Here is a 17,468-nt window from a genome sequence, read left to right as displayed (position 1 = left end):
TCATGTTAAGACTACTTACTATAGAGTTTCATAAATTAAAACACAATAAAGCTAGTAAAATATTATCTCTAATTTACTTTGGTTTATTAACATCTATTGCTTTAATAGCTGCTATAAAATTTGATATAGGTCCTATAAAATTTCATTTAGCAGAAATGGGCATCTTTAATTTCCCTTACATATGGCATTTTAACACCTACATGGCTTCAATTTTAAAGTTCTTTTTACTTTTAGTTATTGTTTCTATGATGGCTAATGAGTATAGTTATAAAACCTTAAAGCAAAACTTAATTGATGGTTTAAGTAAAAAAGAGTTTATACTTTCTAAATTTTATACAGTAATTGCGTTTGCTTTAATATCTACCTTATTTGTTTTTTTAGTTTCTTTAGTACTTGGTTTTATCTATTCTGATTATAATGAACTTGGTATTATTTTTTCTGATTTGCAATACTTACTTGCTTTCTTTATAAAACTTGTTGGTTTCTTTTCTATGGGGTTATTCTTTGGTATTTTAGTAAAACGTTCTGCCTTTGCTGTTGGGGCAATGGTAGTTTGGTTAATTGTAGAAAGTATGTTTAAAGGATATCTTTTTTGGTCTTTTAGAGGCGCAGAAAACACTACGGAATCCGTAAATAATGTTATGCAATTTTTACCTTTTGAAGCCTTAACTAATTTAATAAAAGAACCATTTTCTAGATTAGGTGCTGTTAAATCTGTGGCAAATCAAATTGGAGAAAATTTCACTAAAAGTTATGATGTCAGTTTCTTATCAATACTTATAGTTTCTATTTGGACTTTTGTATTTATCTATTTGTCTTATGCCTTGTTAAAAAAGCGAGATTTGTAATCCTTTTTAAATATATTTGACTTTAATTAACTTAATTCTGTCAAATGAAAAGATTATTACCTCTAATAATTCTATTTTTTACATTAAATTCATTTTCTCAAAAAGAAGCCAATTTTTGGTATTTTGGAGATAAAGCAGCACTAGATTTTAATACAGGAGACCCTGTACCTGTTACGGGTAGTCAATTAAGTACAACTGAAGGCTGTTCTTCTTTTTCAGATTCAAATGGAAATTTATTATTTTATGTAGGTGCTCCGGGTACCGATGACCGAACATTAACTATATGGGACAAAAACAATAACCCAATGCCTAATGGAACAGGTTTACAGGGAGATGCATCAAGTTCTCAATCTGCACTGACTGTTCCTTCCCCTAGTAATCCTGATATTTATTATTTATTTACCGTCGGAACAACTTCTACTGGAGCTGGTGGTGGCGGTACAGCTGGGTTTTTCTTATATGAAATAGACATGAGTTTAAATGGAGACCTAGGGGATATAAGTACAACCACTCCTATAAATTTATCTGATGGGAAAGATGATAGGTGGAAAGAAAAAGTAACAGCAGTTAGAGCAAAAGAATGCAATGCTTATTGGGTAATTTCATTATCAGGAAATTCTGGTTCTAGTGGAAATAATGAATTTTATGCATATAAAGTTGACGAAAATGGTGTTGATACAACAAACCCTGTTATAAGCGAAATTTCTGGTTTTAGAACCGTAGGATCTTCTTACTTAGATGTAAGAGGTTATTTAAAAGTATCTCCTGATGGAAGCACTTTAGTTTCAGCAAATATGGGAGATGGTACTTTTATTTTCGATTTTAATGATGAAACAGGAGAAGTAACCAACTTTAAAGGGGCTATTAGTGCTAACGAACTAAACTTAAATAGTAATAATGGTTATGGTGTAGAGTTTTCTACATCTAGTAATAGATTATACATTTCTACAGGAGAATCTAATAATACTACAGAAAACTTATATCAATTCGATTTAACACTTCCTACTTTTTCAGAAATAAATAATTCTAGAACTACTATTTACAGTTATTTCAATTCGAGAGGAGCATTACAATTGGGTCCTGATGGAAAGATTTATTGGTCTAGTGATGGTGCCAATAATATTAGTGTTATCAATAACCCTGATAATGACGCAGCAAATGTCAATTATTCTCATCGTTCAGTTTCTTTAGGTAGTGCAACTGCTACACAAGGTCTTCCTCCTTTTTTATCTTCTCTTTTATTACCCATTGAAATTAAAGATACCAGTACAAACAATGTAATAAACAATCAAGATTTACAATTTTGTATTGGAGATAATAAAATTATTGAACCTGAAAGTGTCTCTGGTAGTAATATTACTTACGAATGGTTTTTTGACAATGGCACAACAAATGCGGTAATAGCAACAACACAAAACTTAGAATTAACTAACTTAGTAAAATCAGATAATGGTAAATACACACTTATAATAAAACTAACTGACGACTGTGGTAACCTTACACAATACAATGGTACTTTTAACATCGAAGTCTTTGAAGCTGCAAGCGCTACAAAACCAGTAGACATTAATTTCTGTGATACCGATTTAAGCACAACTAATCAATTTGATTTAACTACTTTAAAAAGTTCAGAAATCTTAGACGGATTAGATCCTACAACTTTTGATGTTTTATATTTTGACTCTTTAAATAAAGCAATAGATAATGAAACTGATACAGATTTACCCAACCCTTACGTAGTTAATACAGTAAGTACTCAAACTATTTATGCTCGTGTGCATAATGTAAATGCACCTGATGGATGTTTTGCTATTACAGAATTTGAATTAGAAGTTACAAGCGAGCCAGAACCTATACAACCTACAGATTACAGATTATGTGATGATGCTGCAAGTGGTTCTGATAGTGATGGAATTATAAATACTTTTGATTTAAATAGTAAAGATGTAGAAATTTTGGGCACTCTTAATCCTGCTCAATATACTGTTTCTTACCACACTACTTTAGTAGACGCACAAACAAGTAGTTCTTCTAATCCAATAGATAAAAATGTAGATTATTCTGTTACTAATTCGCAAACAATTTATGTTAGAGTAGAAAATATTGATAATGCTGATTGTAATGCTATTTCAGACGATAGCTCCGGCAGTTCATTTACTTCTTTTCAATTAATTGTAGACCCAAAACCGGTATTATTATCAACTTTAATAGAATTACAACAATGCGCAAATGATATTGATAGAAATACAATTATAAATCTTACACAAGCAGAAATTAATATCACCAACGAAACATATGTAACTTTTGAATATTACGAAACTGAAAACGATGCTATTAATGGAGACTCTTCTAAACTTATAACGGATATAGAAAACTATCCTGTAACAAATGGTTTTGCCGAAGCTGGTGTTAAAGTAATTTCTGAACAAGGTTGTTACTCTATTTCTAAAATTGAAATTACAGCATCTTACGCAGGTGATGTTGCTTATGATAAAATATTTGAAACTTGTGATGATCTTGTAGATGCTGATGGTAATGACTCTAGCTTTGACGGAGTTACTTATTTTGATTTTAGTTCTGCAGAAGAAGATATTATAAATACTTTTCCTGCTGATTTTAGAGATGAGATTGAAGTTCTTTTCTTTGAAACAATACAAGATAGAGATGCTGTTGTTAATCAAATTACTGATATTTCTAATCATAGAAATAATAACAGTCCAGATTTTGCTTATGATCAAACCATCTATATCAAAATAAAGAACAAGAACAATAATGATTGTGAAGGAATTGGTTTATTATATTTAAAAACAAATGCTATACCTGTATTTACAATTGAAGGTGAAGATCCGGATGACCCGATTATACTTTGTGCTAAAAACATTCCTTATACTTTAACTGCCGAGACACTTAATGATTATAATTACCAGTGGACTAAAGATGGAATTTCTTACGGAGGAAACACACAAGAAATTAGCATTACAGAACAAGGTACTTATACAGTAACAGCTTTAAGTAAAACAGCTACTGTTTGTTCTCTAACAAAAACTATTTTGGTTTTAAAATCAGATTTTGAAACATTAGATCTAAGTTATGTAACCATTACAGATGATACTTCTGGGATAAGTGGCAACCTTAGTATTCAAATAAACATACCAACAAACCCTTTAATAGAAGAAGAATTTCTATACGCATTAGAAGATGAGAATGGTGTTATTATTCGTCCTTTTCAAGACAGTAATATATTTAATGATATAGAAGGTGGTTTTTATAATATTATTGTAGAAAATAAAAATGGTTGTGGTACATCAGAATTAATTGTTTCTGTAATACAATTCCCTAAATTCTTTACACCAAATGGTGACGGTAAAAATGATACGTGGTCAATTAGAGGAATAAACAATACTTTTTATCCGAACGGACAAATTTATATTTTTAATCGATATGGAAAAATTGTAGCTCAAATTTTTATTGACGGACAAGGTTGGGACGGAACCTACAATGGCAAAACATTACCTTCTGATGATTATTGGTTTAGCGTACAATTAACATCTACCGACACGGATAAACAACCTATTATAAAAAAAGGTCATTTCTCATTAATTAGAAGAGAATAAATACTTCCTTAAAATGTTTAATCGGGATAGCTTGTTGAAGTTATCCTGATTTTTTTTATCATTTCTATCAAAAGAATATTTCTTATTTTAGCATAAATAAAGAAAAAGGATTTTATGGATTTAAACTTCAATAAAAACGAAGATTATAACAAATTACTTGCATCAGATTTACGTAGACGTTTTGCCAAAGTTAGATTAGGTGGTGGTCAAAAAAGAATTGACAAACATCATGAAAAAGGAAAAATGACTGCTAGAGAAAGAGTAGATTATTTGTTAGACGATTCTAAATCTATTGAAATTGGTGCTTTTGCAGGTGAAGATATGTATGCAGAACACGGTGGCTGCCCTTCTGGTGGTGTAATTGTAAAAATCGGTTATATAAAAGGCAAACAATGTATTGTTGTTGCCAATGATGCTACTGTAAAAGCCGGAGCATGGTTTCCTATAACCGGTAAAAAGAACTTACGTGCTCAAGAAATATCTATAGAAAATAAAATCCCAATTATTTACTTAGTTGATTCTGCTGGTGTTTATTTACCAATGCAAGATGAAATTTTTCCTGATAAAGAACATTTCGGAAGAATCTTTAGAAATAATGCAAAAATGAGCAGTATGGGAATTACTCAAATTTCTGCTGTTATGGGAAGCTGTGTTGCTGGTGGTGCTTATTTGCCAATTATGAGTGATGAAGCTATAATTGTAGATAAAACAGCAAGTATTTTTTTAGCAGGTAGTTATTTAGTAAAAGCTGCAATTGGAGAGTCTATTGATAATGAAACTTTAGGAGGAGCAACAACACATTGCGAAATTTCTGGAGTTACTGATTATAAAGCAAAAGACGATAAAGATGCACTAAATAAAATAAAATTTATTGTTGATAAAATTGGAGATTATGACAAAGCTGGTTTTAGTAAAACCGAAGCTTTTCCTCCAAAAGAAAATGAAGATGACATTTTCGGAATTTTACCAAGAGAAAGAAATGCGCAATATGATATGTTAGAAATTATAAAGCGTTTGGTAGATAACTCTGAATTTGAACAGTATAAAGAAGGTTATGGGCAAACCATAATTACAGGTTACGCAAGAATTGATGGTTGGGCAGTTGGTATTATTGCTAACCAACGTAAATTGGTAAAAACAAAAAAAGGAGAAATGCAATTTGGTGGTGTTATTTACAATGATTCTGCAGATAAATCTACTCGTTTTATTGCTAATTGTAATCAAAAGAAAATTCCTCTAGTTTTCTTACAAGATGTTACCGGTTTTATGGTCGGTTCTAAATCAGAACACGGAGGCATCATAAAAGACGGTGCCAAAATGGTAAATGCTGTTAGTAATTCTGTTGTGCCAAAATTTACAATAATTATCGGTAATTCTTACGGAGCAGGTAATTATGCAATGTGTGGTAAAGCATATGATCCTAATTTAATTGTAGCATGGCCAAGCGCAGAACTAGCTGTTATGAGTGGTAATTCTGCTGCTAAAGTATTATTACAAATAGAAACTGCATCTCTTAAAAAGAGAGGTGAAGAAATTACTCCAGAAAAAGAAGCCGAATTGTTTGAAAAAATAAAATCGCGTTACGATAAACAAATATCTCCTTATTATGCAGCTGCCAGAATCTGGACAGATGCTGTTATAAATCCATTAGACACTAGAACTTGGATTTCTATGGGTATTGAAGCCGCTAACCATGCCCCTATCGAAAAACAATTTAATATGGGGGTATTACAAGTTTAAAATAAAAAACTATTAAAAACGTTTGTTTTGCGTTTTTAAATACTGACTATTATCATAATAAATAGTCTTTTTTAAATATATTTTTGCTAAAACAATTAATTAAAAAATGAGTAAAGCTATCTACATTGCCGCAATAGAATCAGACAGTGGTAAATCTTTGGTATCATTAGGTCTTTTAAGAATAATGTTAACAAAGTCTACTAAAGTCGGATATTTTAGACCTATAATTAACGAAACGGAAGACAGTAATTTTGATAATCACACTAACACTGCAATTAACTTCTTTAACCTAGACATCGATTATAACGATTGTTATGCATATAAACAAAGTGAAGTTGTAGAGCTTTTAAGTGAAGGAAAAAGAGATGATGTTATTCATCATGTTATTAAAAAATATAAAAAGTTAGAAGCTAAGTACGATTATGTTTTAGTAGAAGGTACAGATTTTTCTGGAGAAGGTGGCTTTACCGAGTTAGATGTAAATTTAATGATTGCCAAAAACCTTGGTATACCTGCATTGATAGTAGGTTCTGGTAACGGAAAAAAGAAAAAGGATTTTGTAAACACAATGCAACTTACTTATAAGTCTTTCATAAATAAAGAAGTAGATGTTATTGGTATTATTGCTAACAAAATAGAAGTAGATGAAATAGACTATATCAATAAGCAATTAGAAAAAAGTTTTCCTAAAAACTTACAAATAGACATTATTCCTAAAATAGACTTTTTAGCTTACCCAACAGTAAAAGAAGTTGTACAAGCTCTAAAAGGTAAAGTTTTATTTGGAGAACAATTTTTAGACAACGTTATTGGTAGTTACAGTACAGGTGCAATGCAACTGCGTAATTACTTAACAAGAATTAAAGAAAATGCTTTAGTAGTTACCCCTGGTGACAGAGCAGATATTATATTAGGTGCTTTACAAGCTAATGCTTCTAGTAATTATCCAAAAATTGCAGGTATTATTTTAACAGGAACTATAATCCCAGAAGAATCTATTTTAAAGCTAATAGAAGGTGTACAATCTACAGTACCTATTATTTCTGTTGATGGAGGAACTTTTGGAATATCAAATAAAATTGGAAATGTAAAATCTAAAATTTACTCAACTCACAATAAAAAAATTATATTATCATTAGATACTTTTGATAAATATGTAAATGCAGAAGGATTAACACATACTTTAAAATCCTATAAATCAGAAAGATTAACACCAAGTATGTTTCAATATAGTTTATTACAAAGAGCAAGAACTAATAAAAAACATATTGTATTACCAGAAGGAGATGATGAAAGAATTATTGCTGCTGCTGCTCGTTTACAACTTTTAGATATTGTAGATTTAACTTTATTAGGTGATAAAACGGCTATTCAACTAAAATGCGATCAAATAGGTTTACAAATCGATTTAGATAAAATCAATATTTTAAACCCAGAAGATTCTATTCATAACGATTCTTTTGTTAAAACATTATACGAAGCACGTAAACATAAAGGGATGACCGAAACAACTGCTCAAGATCTTGTTAGTGATGTTTCTTATTACGGAACCCTAATGATTATGAATGGTTTAGCTGACGGTATGGTTTCTGGTGCTGTGCATACAACAATGCACACTATAAAACCATCTTTACAATTAATTAAAACAAAACCAGGTGTTTCTGTAGTTTCATCTGTATTCTTTATGTGTTTATCAGACAGAGTTTCTGTAATGGGAGATTGTGCTGTAAACCCAAATCCTAATGCAGAACAATTGGCAGAAATTGCAATTTCTTCTGCACAATCAGCAGAAGCTTTTGGTATAAATGCAAGAGTTGCTATGCTGTCTTATTCTTCTGGAAACTCGGGAAAAGGTGAAGAAGTAGAAAAGGTTAGAAAAGCAACAGAAATAGTAAAAACAAAACAACCTCAATTAAAAATTGAAGGGCCAATACAATATGATGCAGCTGTAGACATGTCTGTAGCAAAAACAAAAATGCCAGAATCTGAAGTAGCCGGTCAAGCATCGGTTTTAATCTTTCCAGATTTAAATACAGGTAATAATACTTACAAAGCTATACAGAGAGAAACTGGTGCTTTAGCAATTGGGCCAATGTTACAAGGCTTAAACAAACCTGTAAATGATTTAAGTAGAGGATGTACAGTAGATGATATTTTTAACACCGTTTTATTAACAGCAATACAAGCACACCAAGGATAATAATATGAATATTTTAGTTTTAAATGCAGGCTCTTCTTCTTTAAAGTACCAAATAATAGAAATGCCATCACAAGTAGTAAAATGTGTTGGTTTAGTAGAAAGAATTGGTATGGAAGATGCCATTTTTACTCATGAAAAAGAGACTCAAAAACACACCGAATTTTTACCAATTTTAAATCATGAAATTGGTTTAAAAAAAGTAGCAGAAGCTTTATTAGATCCAAAATTAGGAGTTATAACTTCTGTAGAAGAAATTAAAGCAATTGGTCATAGAGTTGTACATGGCGGAAGTAGATATAGCGGAACTGTTGTAGTTACAGAAAAAGTTAAAGAAGATATTAAAGATTTATTTAGCCTTGCACCTTTGCACAATCCTGCTCATTTAACAGGAATTGAAGTTGCAGAAACTATTTTTACCGCAGCAAAACAAACTGTAGTTTTTGATACTGCTTTTCATCAAACTATGCCAGTAGAAGCTTATCAATATGCTATACCAAAAAAATATCTAGAAGAAAATAAAGTAAGAGCATATGGTTTTCATGGTACAAGTCATAAATATGTTTCTGAAAAAGCAATTGAATATTTGGGTAAAAAATCATCAAAGTTAATTACCATTCACTTAGGTAATGGTTGTAGCATGGCTGCTATTAAAGACGGACAATGTATTGATACTTCTATGGGGTTCTCTCCTACCAATGGTTTAATTATGGGAACTCGTTCTGGTGATGTAGATCATTCTGTAGTATTCTTTTTGATGAAAAAATTAAACAAAACAGCAGATCAGGTTAATGATTTATTACAGAAAGAATCTGGTATGAAAGGTTTAACTGGTTTTTCTGATTTAAGAGAAATTGAAGAAAATGCTAGTAAAGGTAATGAAGATTGCCAAAATGCTTTAAACTTAGCAGCTTATAGAGTTAAAAAATTTATTGGAGCATATGCAAGTATTTTAAATGGTTTAGATGCTATTATTTTTACTGCAGGTATTGGTGAAAACTCAAGTTTAATGAGACAGTTATCTTGCCAGAATTCAGACTTTTTAGGTATTGAATTAGATGAAGAAAAAAATAGTATTCGCTCTAAAGAAATTAGAGAAATTCAGACAGTAGATTCTAAAATAAAAATTTTAGTAGTACCAACTAATGAAGAGTTAGAAATAGCTAAAGAAACTTATAGCCTATTAAACTAAAAAAAAATACTCCTGAACAAATTAATGTTTCAGGAGTATTAAAAACAAATTTGAGGGAAATTTAGTTTTTAATTATTCTTTTAACTGCAATATTTCCGTTTTCATCGTGTACCTTTAATAAATAAAGTGTTTTGTAAACTTAATTTATTTTCACCTACAACTTCTTTATTTTTTTTGCCCAACATATTAAAAATCTGAACTTTACTAATAGAAGAATTATAAGTATAAATAGATATGGAATATTCACTCCAAGCACTACCACTCCAACTACTTTCTATTTCTCTAATTAAATTATTATCACTATAATACTCATAATTAGATTTATAGTTATTTATACTGTTAGTTCCGTTAAAGTATTCTGCTAAAACTAGAGGTTAGTTTGTCTTGCCCCAAAAAAGAAGTTGTTATGAAAGTAACAATTAAGAAAGTAATTTTTTTCATATCATTTTTTTTAATTAGCTCTTTAAAATTATGAATAACATTTGCTTTACACAATACCTATAAATAGGTATTTTTTTAAAAAAAACATCAATCAAAAAAATTGTAAAAAAACAATCAAACCTTTACATTTGTAGTTATACTTTATATTAAAAAATCATTTAGAAATGGGTAGAGCATTTGAGTTTAGGAAAGCAAGGAAAATGAAACGTTGGTCGGCAATGGCAAAGACTTTTACCAGAATTGGTAAAGATATTGTAATGGCCGTAAAAGAAGGCGGACCAAACCCAGAAACAAACTCTCGTTTGCGTGCTGTTATACAAAATGCAAAGGCAGCTAACATGCCTAAAGACAATGTTGAACGTGCTATAAAAAAAGCGACTGATAAAGATACTGCCAATTATAAAGAGGTACTTTTTGAGGGTTATGCTCCACATGGAATTGCGTTACTTTTAGAAACTGCTACAGACAATAATAACAGAACCGTAGCAAATGTTAGAGCTGCTTTTAACAAATGTGATGGAAATTTAGGAACTTCTGGTTCTGTAGTTTTTATGTTTGACCATACTTGTAATTTTACCTTAAAAAAGGAAGATATTACAATGGATATGGAGGAATTAGAACTAGAACTAATTGATTTTGAAGTTGAAGAGGTTTTTGATGATGAAGAAGGTGTAATTATCTATGCTCCTTTTGAGCAGTTTGGTGCATTACAGTCTTTCTTTGAAGAAAATAGTATAGAAATATTATCTTCTGGTTTTGAAAGAATACCTACTACTACTACAAAGTTAAACGAAGAACAACAAGCAGATGTAGAAAAACTTTTAGAAAAGTTAGAAGAAGATGATGACGTACAAAACGTTTATCACTCAATGGAAATGTAAACTTCTATTTTATAAAATTGATATTAAATCCAATGTTTTTTTACGTTGGATTTTTTTTGTTTCTGTTTCTACAAAATTATCAACAAAATAAATTTCTTTCGGCATTTCAAACTTTGATAATTCTGCTAATTTTAAATCTAAATATTGATGAAGTCCTTCTATAATCAGAATCAATTTTTCACCTAATTTTTCATCAGAAACACCAATAACAAAAAATCTATTTTTAATTATTTTAGAAAGTTTTTCTTCTATTTTTTCTGGATGTAATTTAATTCCTCCAGAATTAATAACATTATCAAAACGTCCTAACCATTCAAACCGATTGTCAGAAATCAAATTAATAACATCATTTGTAAATACAACTTCATCTGATACTTTAAGTGCTTTAATAACGAGACAATTTCTAACATCTTTAAAAATTGCTACATTTGGTAAAACTTTATAAAAATTAGATTTACTTGTAGTATTATTCAATTGTTTTACAGCAATATGCGTAATAGTTTCCGTCATACCATAAGTTGCAAAAACAACACAAGTAGATTTTTGTATTTTTAATTGTAGAGAAGCAGAAACTACACCTCCACCAACTATTAATTTCTTAATATTTTTAAGTTTTTTAATTGAATTTTCTAATTGTAAAGGCACCATTGCTGTAAAATCGTACTCTTTTTTATTTCCTTTAAGAGGAAAAGAATTTGTTTTTACAACATCTAAAGACCAACCTAATATTAAAGCTCTTACCAACATCATTTTACCTGCAATATAATTTACAGACAAACATAATAAAGCAGTTGATTTTTCTTTTGTATGAAAAAAATTACCTGTTGCTAATGCAGAATTAATCATCTGCTGTTTTAATATTTGTATCTTTTTTGGAGTACCAGTAGAACCAGATGTTTGTACATAAATACAATCTTCATTAGAAAACCAATCATTTAAAAATTGATAAATTTCATCAGAAAAACCTTTTGTATAAGTTAATATTTCATCAACTGAAGTAAATGAAAAGCCGTTTAATTGAAAGTCTTTATGAAATCTATTTGGCACCAAGTTCATTTAAAAAATCGTCTTTTCGTCTAAACTTAATGGTTTTTCTATTTTACCTGCTAATTTTTCCATCCAGTTTTTCCATCCATATTTCTTAGAAAAAAGTAGTAACATTAAAGGATATAAGACTAATACAGGAAAAAACATTTCCCAACTAACAGAAGGTTCAGAAATATCAACATATAACGCATCTGTTTGAAAAACAGTCCAATCTGTAGTTATAAAAAAAGCAGCAACAATGTTGTTTATGGCGTGTAAACCTAAAGCAAGTTCTGTTCCTTCATCCATTAAAGTAGCTATTCCAAAAAATAAACCAGTACCAATATAAAAAACCATAGAAATGTACCCTAATTTCTGAACCTCTGGATTTGCACCATGTAATAAACCAAAACAAACTGAAGTTAATATTAAAGGAACCCATCTATTTTTTGCCAAAATACCCAAGCCTTGCATAAAATAACCTCTAAAAAGTAATTCTTCAAACGAAGTTTGAAAAGGCAAAAACAAAAAAGAAACGGCTACTAATGTAAAAAACGGAATCGGATCAAAATTCCAAACATAATTTTCTGGAGAGATATAAATCCCTATGGTAATCATAACAATAGAAATGATTCCCCAAGTAAAAAATCCGAAGAAAAAACGTTTAAAGTCTATCTTTTTTCTACTTGTAACTAATGATGTAAAAGATCTTTTATGAATGGTTTTAACGCCCAAAATAAGACTTGCTAAACCAAATATAAACATTACAATCATTAAAAACAGAAATAAGTTTTTATCAATACCTAAAGACATAAAACTATCTTCTGCTGCTTTTATCAAAGTTGCTGTGTTTTCTGCTTGCATATAAGCCGAAACAGTTAAAGGAATAACACCAATAAACTGCCAACCAACAAAAACCAACATAATTGTTAATACCCAATGGTACCATTCATTTCTACCTTTATATGCTTGTTGTATAAAATTCATCTTTATAAATTAAATTGCCAACTTTTAGTTGGATTGTATTGTAATGTTCCGTTTTTAACTTCTAACGGACTGTAAAAATTATTAGTAAATAAACCACCTGTACCTAAACCTTGTGGCAATTTACTTTGTAAAGTATACGTAAATTGTGCTATTGCATTTAAACCAATATTGCTTTCTAAAGCAGAAGTAATCCACCAACCAGCATTATTAGTTTCTGCAAAATTAATCCATTCTTTAGTACCTGCAAAACCACCAATTAAACTGGGTTTTAAAATTATATATTGTGGTTTTATTGTTTTTAATAAATTGCGTTTATCTTCTGATGAAAAAACACCAATTAACTCTTCATCTAAAGCAATTGGCAAAGGTGTTTTTGCGCATAAACTTGCCATTTCTTGTATTTGACCTTGTTTGATAGGTTGCTCTATAGAATGGAGTTCTAACTCCGATAATTTTTGTAATTTTTCTAATGCATTCTTTGGATTAAAAGCTCCGTTTGCATCAACTCTTAATTCTATTTCTTTTACTGAAAATTCTTTTCTTATGGATTTTAATAATTCTATTTCAGTTTCAAAATCAATTGCACCAATTTTCATTTTAATACAAGAAAAACCTGTTTTTAATTTTTCTTTAATTTGATTTTTCATAAATTGCTTCTCTCCCATCCAAATTAAGCCATTAATAGAAATAGGTTCATTTCCTTTGGTAAATTCTGATGGAAATAAATCAAACGAAGTGTTACTTTTTAAAGATAAGAAAGCTTGCTCTAAACCAAATTGAATGGATGGAAACTCAATTAATTCGGCTAATAAAACATCTAAACCAAGATTAATATTATTACAAACCCAAATTAGTTTTTCTTCATAATTTGTAACATCATCAATACTTAAACTTCTAAACAAACCGGTTTCTCCGACACCTGTTTTTCCGTTTTTCTCTAAAATAATAAACCACGTTTCTTTGGTTTTTAAAATTCCTCGTGACGTTCCACTTGGATTTTTAAAATTAAGAATGTATTTATGGTATTTTGCTTTTATCAAGATATAAAAAGTTATTATTTTTCTACAAAATCTTTAAAACTATCCATATAAGATTGGTCTTGTGCTATAAAAGTCCCTTTAAAAAGAGGAAACATACAAGCCATTATATAAGAATTGCTTTGGCAATTAGCGTTTAAAATAATTGTTGTTACACCATTGTTTTCTGTAAAAATATAGTTATCTGTTTTTAACATATTTTCAGAATCAAAAAACAACGTTACTTTTTCATTTGGTACAAATGCAATCACTTTTTCTGTGGATACTATTTCTTCTCCATTAGCATCAATTACAATTTTATAAATACTACCTACTTTACCGGGGTTATCGTTCACAACTTCTACAGACTTAACCTCAGGAATCCAATTTTTAATATTTCCTGATGTATTAAACGCTTCAAAAACTTCTTTAACAGGTTTATTAACAGAAACCTCTACAGTATAAGTTGTTTCTTTAACAATAATACCAATCAGTAAAAAAGCTACAACAATAAAAGATATTATTGCTAAAATTATTTTTATTCTTTTCATAAAATGATATTTAAAAAATTTGACCAATTCCAAAAAGAATGGCAAAGAAGAAGGTACTTAATGCTACTTTTTTTAATTCGCTATCTAATTCCGCAGGAATTTTATTTTTTGCTACTGTAATTATATTCTTAATTAGAGGTAAAAAAGCGATTAAAAATAACAGTTGATACATATTTCTGTATGTGATAAATGTATAAATAAGCGCAGTTATTAAAGCGCTAAAAATTAAAAAATAGTGATATAATTTTGCTTTTTTACTTCCTATTTTTACCACTAAAGTGTTTTTATTATTCTTTTTATCTTCTTCTCTATCTCTTAAATTATTTAAATTTAATACAGCTGTACTTAATAATCCGATTGAAAATGCTGGTAAGAATATTCTAAAGTAAATATGTTTTGTGTATAAAAAATAACTACCAATAACACTTAATAATCCAAAGAAAACAAAAACAAAAACATCACCAAATCCACTGTAACCATAAGCAGATTTACCAACCGTATATTTAATTGCAGCAGCAATAGAGGCGATTCCTAACCCAAAAAATAAGATTGAATACAAAAAATTTTCTCTGCCAAAAGAAACATAAATCAATAATAAAGCAATTATTAAAGTGATAATTGTAGTAATTATCATTGCTGTTTTCATTTGTTTTGGAGTTATTGCTCCAGATGAAACCATACGTGCTTCTCCTGTTCTATTTTTATCAGAACCTTTAATACCGTCTCCATAATCATTTGCAAAATTTGACAGAACTTGAAAACCTATTGTAGTTAAAATTGCTAGCCAAAATATTGAAGATTGTAAAACTAAAGAAACTGAAAAATCATCCGAAATAACTTCTGATTTTAAACTTTCTAATACAAAAAAATCTTGATTTCCTAAAATAGCACCCACAATAATTCCAGAAACAGATAATGGTAAAGTTCTTAAACGTGCTGCTTTAATGTAGCTTTTTACATCCATAAATTCTTACTACTTTCTACTTTAAATAAAGTATAATTGTAAATTTTTATCGCTTCTTCTTTTTCTATACAAGGAAGCTTAATTTTTCCTGAAGCGGTTTGAAACACCAAATCTACAACCTTATTTCTTTCTTGAAAAAAACTTTGTGTCATTTTAATGTTTTGTACTTTAAAAAAAGGCAAATAAGTTAAATGTGTTTCTATACTTCCTCTACCAACTAACAAAACATCTTCGCTGATTTTATAAAACTTTTTTCTATAAATTAAATTGATTAAAAAGATAAAAAAAGGAATGATTAATAAGTTGATTAAATATATTTTAACATCAAAAAACAACAAATAGAAACCAATATTAATTATTGATAAAAACAGTAAAGTTCTAAAATACATTCTTGCTTTTAAATAAAAATGTACTTGCTTTCTTTGTAAATTATCTACATCAGAAAAATTAAAAAGTAATTTTTTAACTTTATTTACTTGTGCTATTTTACAACCAACAATTCTTATTAATTTCTCTTTTTTCTGATTTACTTTTCCGCTAACCGCTTGTTTAAATGTGATAAAAGAAATCCCTAAAATCTTTTTTATTGGATTTGTAGAAATAGTAATGTTCTGAATCTTATCTTTCTTTAAAATAAAAGACTTCTTTGTAAACAAACCTTGATAAATTTCGAAAGATTCTTCTTTTACAAAAACAGTTAAATTAAAATGGAACAAAAAGACTCTTACAAAAGAGCTTAACACGGCTGTTAAAACCAAAATAATTGCAAAAACTAATATTAAAAGTGTACTTTGATAAAAAGAATTACTGCTTTCTTTAATATAATTTGTAACTAAATTATCTTTTAAAAAACCTTTAAAAACCTGATCTATTTGTTGAAACAAACCAACTAATAAGGCTAAAAAAATCAACAAACTTTGTATGTGATTTTCCGTTAAGCTAATCTTTAATAACTCTAAAGGATTAATCTTTAAAAATGGTTTTTCTTTTTCTGCTTCGACTTCTATCGTCTTATTAAAACTACTTGTAAGTTGATTTTTAAGTGCTTTTGCTTTTAAAAAAGACATTGCCTTTATAGAAATTTCGGTTTTATTAGAACCTGCTGTTTCTATATTTACTTCGTGTACATTAATCAGTTGCTGAATGATATTTTGCTTAAAATTGATATTCTGAATTCTATCAAACGAAATAGAAGTATTGCTCTTTTTTAAAACTCCTTGCTTTAAAATAAAATGATTATTTTCTACTTTAAACTGAAAATTTTTAAATAATAAATATGCTCTTACAAATAAGAATATTAAAACAAAAGCAAAACCTAAAGCAATATAAGTTACTTTTTGATCATTAAATTTTGAAAAATCTTTAAAAATAATAAAGAGTAAAATCCAAGAAATTTTAAAGAACTTATATAATAAGTTACCATAAATTACTAGAATTCCTTTTTTTGATTGATGAGAGAACTGTCTAAAATCAAATGTATTATTCATTGATTTTTTGGCTAATAAATTCTTTAATTTGCAAAGCTTCTTCTTTTGTGATTCCTTTTATTTCTAAATCATCACTACTATCTCCAGCTGTAAAAACACTTAAAGAAGCCAATTTAAAAAACCGAGAAATAGGACCTTCATCTACTTCTATATGTTGTACTCTAGAAAAAGGAACTGTTGTTAGCTTTTTAAATAAAACACCACTCTTATAGGAAATATCTTTTTCTCTAACAGCATATTTTCTTCTTTTAAACCCGATATACAAAAACGAACAAAAAACAATAAATAAAAGAGTAAAAGAAAAGTAAATTAGAAAAATATAAGAATCAATTTTATCAAAAAAACTATAATAATCCGCTAAAAAAAGAGCAATTAAAATTCCTAAAAAAACCAGTACAATATTACTTAAAATAACTTTTAAATATCTTTTATTAATAGATTTAAAAGTTATTTCTGTTATATCCGGATAATTAGAAACTGGTTCGTTTGCAAACATTTAGTATAAATTACACACCTTATATTGA

General features: G+C 28.8%; 13 protein-coding genes. 6 read left to right on the top strand and 7 right to left on the bottom strand.

Annotated features, from left to right (window positions below):
• The first annotated feature begins 2 nt into the window (after positions 1–2).
• The 6 genes from ACJJVY_RS09845 (at position 3) to ACJJVY_RS09820 (ending at position 10,913) form a co-directional block, all read left to right on the top strand.
• Positions 3–848, top strand: a complete 846-nt coding sequence (locus ACJJVY_RS09845) for an ABC transporter permease (RefSeq protein ID WP_405607595.1) — start codon at positions 3–5, stop codon at positions 846–848.
• Between the two features lie 44 nt (positions 849–892).
• Positions 893–4,462 carry a T9SS type B sorting domain-containing protein gene (locus ACJJVY_RS09840; protein WP_405607592.1) on the top strand — a complete coding sequence of 1,190 codons (3,570 nt, stop codon included), beginning with the start codon at positions 893–895 and terminating at the stop codon, positions 4,460–4,462.
• Positions 4,463–4,576: 114 nt separating this feature from the next.
• Positions 4,577–6,202 (top strand): acyl-CoA carboxylase subunit beta, encoded by a 1,626-nt coding sequence (locus ACJJVY_RS09835; RefSeq protein WP_405607589.1) that lies wholly within the window; start codon positions 4,577–4,579, stop codon positions 6,200–6,202.
• 106 nt (positions 6,203–6,308) lie between these two features.
• The gene (pta, locus tag ACJJVY_RS09830; protein ID WP_405607586.1) at positions 6,309–8,402 is read left to right on the top strand and encodes a phosphate acetyltransferase; all 2,094 of its coding nucleotides are present in this window, start codon (positions 6,309–6,311) and stop codon (positions 8,400–8,402) included.
• A 4-nt stretch (positions 8,403–8,406) separates the two neighbouring features.
• A complete protein-coding gene (locus tag ACJJVY_RS09825; protein ID WP_405607583.1) occupies positions 8,407–9,591 on the top strand; it encodes an acetate/propionate family kinase in 1,185 nt (394 codons plus the stop codon).
• Between the two features lie 605 nt (positions 9,592–10,196).
• Entirely contained in the window at positions 10,197–10,913 is a 717-nt protein-coding gene (locus tag ACJJVY_RS09820) for a YebC/PmpR family DNA-binding transcriptional regulator (RefSeq protein ID WP_405607580.1), read from the top strand.
• 9 nt (positions 10,914–10,922) lie between these two features.
• Here the strand turns inward: ACJJVY_RS09820 and ACJJVY_RS09815 are convergent, their stop codons facing one another.
• Genes ACJJVY_RS09815 through ACJJVY_RS09785 form a run of 7 tightly spaced genes read right to left on the bottom strand, consistent with a single transcriptional unit; the run spans position 10,923 to position 17,440 of the window.
• The gene (locus ACJJVY_RS09815) at positions 10,923–11,969 is read right to left on the bottom strand and encodes an AMP-binding protein (RefSeq protein WP_405607577.1); all 1,047 of its coding nucleotides are present in this window, start codon (positions 11,967–11,969) and stop codon (positions 10,923–10,925) included.
• A complete protein-coding gene (locus ACJJVY_RS09810; protein WP_405607574.1) occupies positions 11,970–12,926 on the bottom strand; it encodes a CPBP family intramembrane glutamic endopeptidase in 957 nt (318 codons plus the stop codon).
• Between the two features lie 2 nt (positions 12,927–12,928).
• Positions 12,929–13,966, bottom strand: coding sequence for an o-succinylbenzoate synthase (locus ACJJVY_RS09805; protein ID WP_405607571.1), 1,038 nt, complete (start codon positions 13,964–13,966; stop codon positions 12,929–12,931).
• Between the two features lie 14 nt (positions 13,967–13,980).
• The gene (locus ACJJVY_RS09800) at positions 13,981–14,493 is read right to left on the bottom strand and encodes an SRPBCC family protein (RefSeq protein WP_405607568.1); all 513 of its coding nucleotides are present in this window, start codon (positions 14,491–14,493) and stop codon (positions 13,981–13,983) included.
• Between the two features lie 10 nt (positions 14,494–14,503).
• The gene (gene menA, locus ACJJVY_RS09795; RefSeq protein ID WP_405607565.1) at positions 14,504–15,457 is read right to left on the bottom strand and encodes a 1,4-dihydroxy-2-naphthoate octaprenyltransferase; all 954 of its coding nucleotides are present in this window, start codon (positions 15,455–15,457) and stop codon (positions 14,504–14,506) included.
• On the bottom strand, positions 15,448–16,944 hold the full coding sequence (locus ACJJVY_RS09790) for a PH domain-containing protein (RefSeq protein ID WP_405607562.1): 1,497 nt from the start codon (positions 16,942–16,944) through the stop codon (positions 15,448–15,450). Before ACJJVY_RS09790 ends, menA begins: the two co-directional genes overlap by 10 nt.
• On the bottom strand, positions 16,937–17,440 hold the full coding sequence (locus ACJJVY_RS09785) for a PH domain-containing protein (RefSeq protein WP_405607559.1): 504 nt from the start codon (positions 17,438–17,440) through the stop codon (positions 16,937–16,939). The genes ACJJVY_RS09790 and ACJJVY_RS09785 overlap by 8 nt, the downstream gene beginning before the upstream one ends.
• Positions 17,441–17,468 lie beyond the last annotated feature (28 nt).

Origin of the sequence: Polaribacter sp. Asnod1-A03, from assembly GCF_045063585.1 — a bacterium.
Lineage (GTDB): Bacteria > Bacteroidota > Bacteroidia > Flavobacteriales > Flavobacteriaceae > Polaribacter.
Note: the sequence above shows the minus strand (reverse complement) of the source record. Positions and strands in the feature narration are given on the sequence as shown.

What these genes read in the sequence shown, in the direction of transcription:
- ACJJVY_RS09845 (WP_405607595.1), top strand. Translation starts at nt 3, where the DNA reads ATGTTAAGACTACTTACTATAGAGTTTCATAAATTAAAACACAATAAA.
- ACJJVY_RS09840 (WP_405607592.1), top strand. Translation starts at nt 893, where the DNA reads ATGAAAAGATTATTACCTCTAATAATTCTATTTTTTACATTAAATTCA.
- ACJJVY_RS09835 (WP_405607589.1), top strand. Translation starts at nt 4,577, where the DNA reads ATGGATTTAAACTTCAATAAAAACGAAGATTATAACAAATTACTTGCA.
- pta (WP_405607586.1), top strand. Translation starts at nt 6,309, where the DNA reads ATGAGTAAAGCTATCTACATTGCCGCAATAGAATCAGACAGTGGTAAA.
- ACJJVY_RS09825 (WP_405607583.1), top strand. Translation starts at nt 8,407, where the DNA reads ATGAATATTTTAGTTTTAAATGCAGGCTCTTCTTCTTTAAAGTACCAA.
- ACJJVY_RS09820 (WP_405607580.1), top strand. Translation starts at nt 10,197, where the DNA reads ATGGGTAGAGCATTTGAGTTTAGGAAAGCAAGGAAAATGAAACGTTGG.
- ACJJVY_RS09815 (WP_405607577.1), bottom strand. Translation starts at nt 11,969, where the DNA reads ATGAACTTGGTGCCAAATAGATTTCATAAAGACTTTCAATTAAACGGC.
- ACJJVY_RS09810 (WP_405607574.1), bottom strand. Translation starts at nt 12,926, where the DNA reads ATGAATTTTATACAACAAGCATATAAAGGTAGAAATGAATGGTACCAT.
- ACJJVY_RS09800 (WP_405607568.1), bottom strand. Translation starts at nt 14,493, where the DNA reads ATGAAAAGAATAAAAATAATTTTAGCAATAATATCTTTTATTGTTGTA.
- menA (WP_405607565.1), bottom strand. Translation starts at nt 15,457, where the DNA reads ATGGATGTAAAAAGCTACATTAAAGCAGCACGTTTAAGAACTTTACCA.
- ACJJVY_RS09790 (WP_405607562.1), bottom strand. Translation starts at nt 16,944, where the DNA reads ATGAATAATACATTTGATTTTAGACAGTTCTCTCATCAATCAAAAAAA.
- ACJJVY_RS09785 (WP_405607559.1), bottom strand. Translation starts at nt 17,440, where the DNA reads ATGTTTGCAAACGAACCAGTTTCTAATTATCCGGATATAACAGAAATA.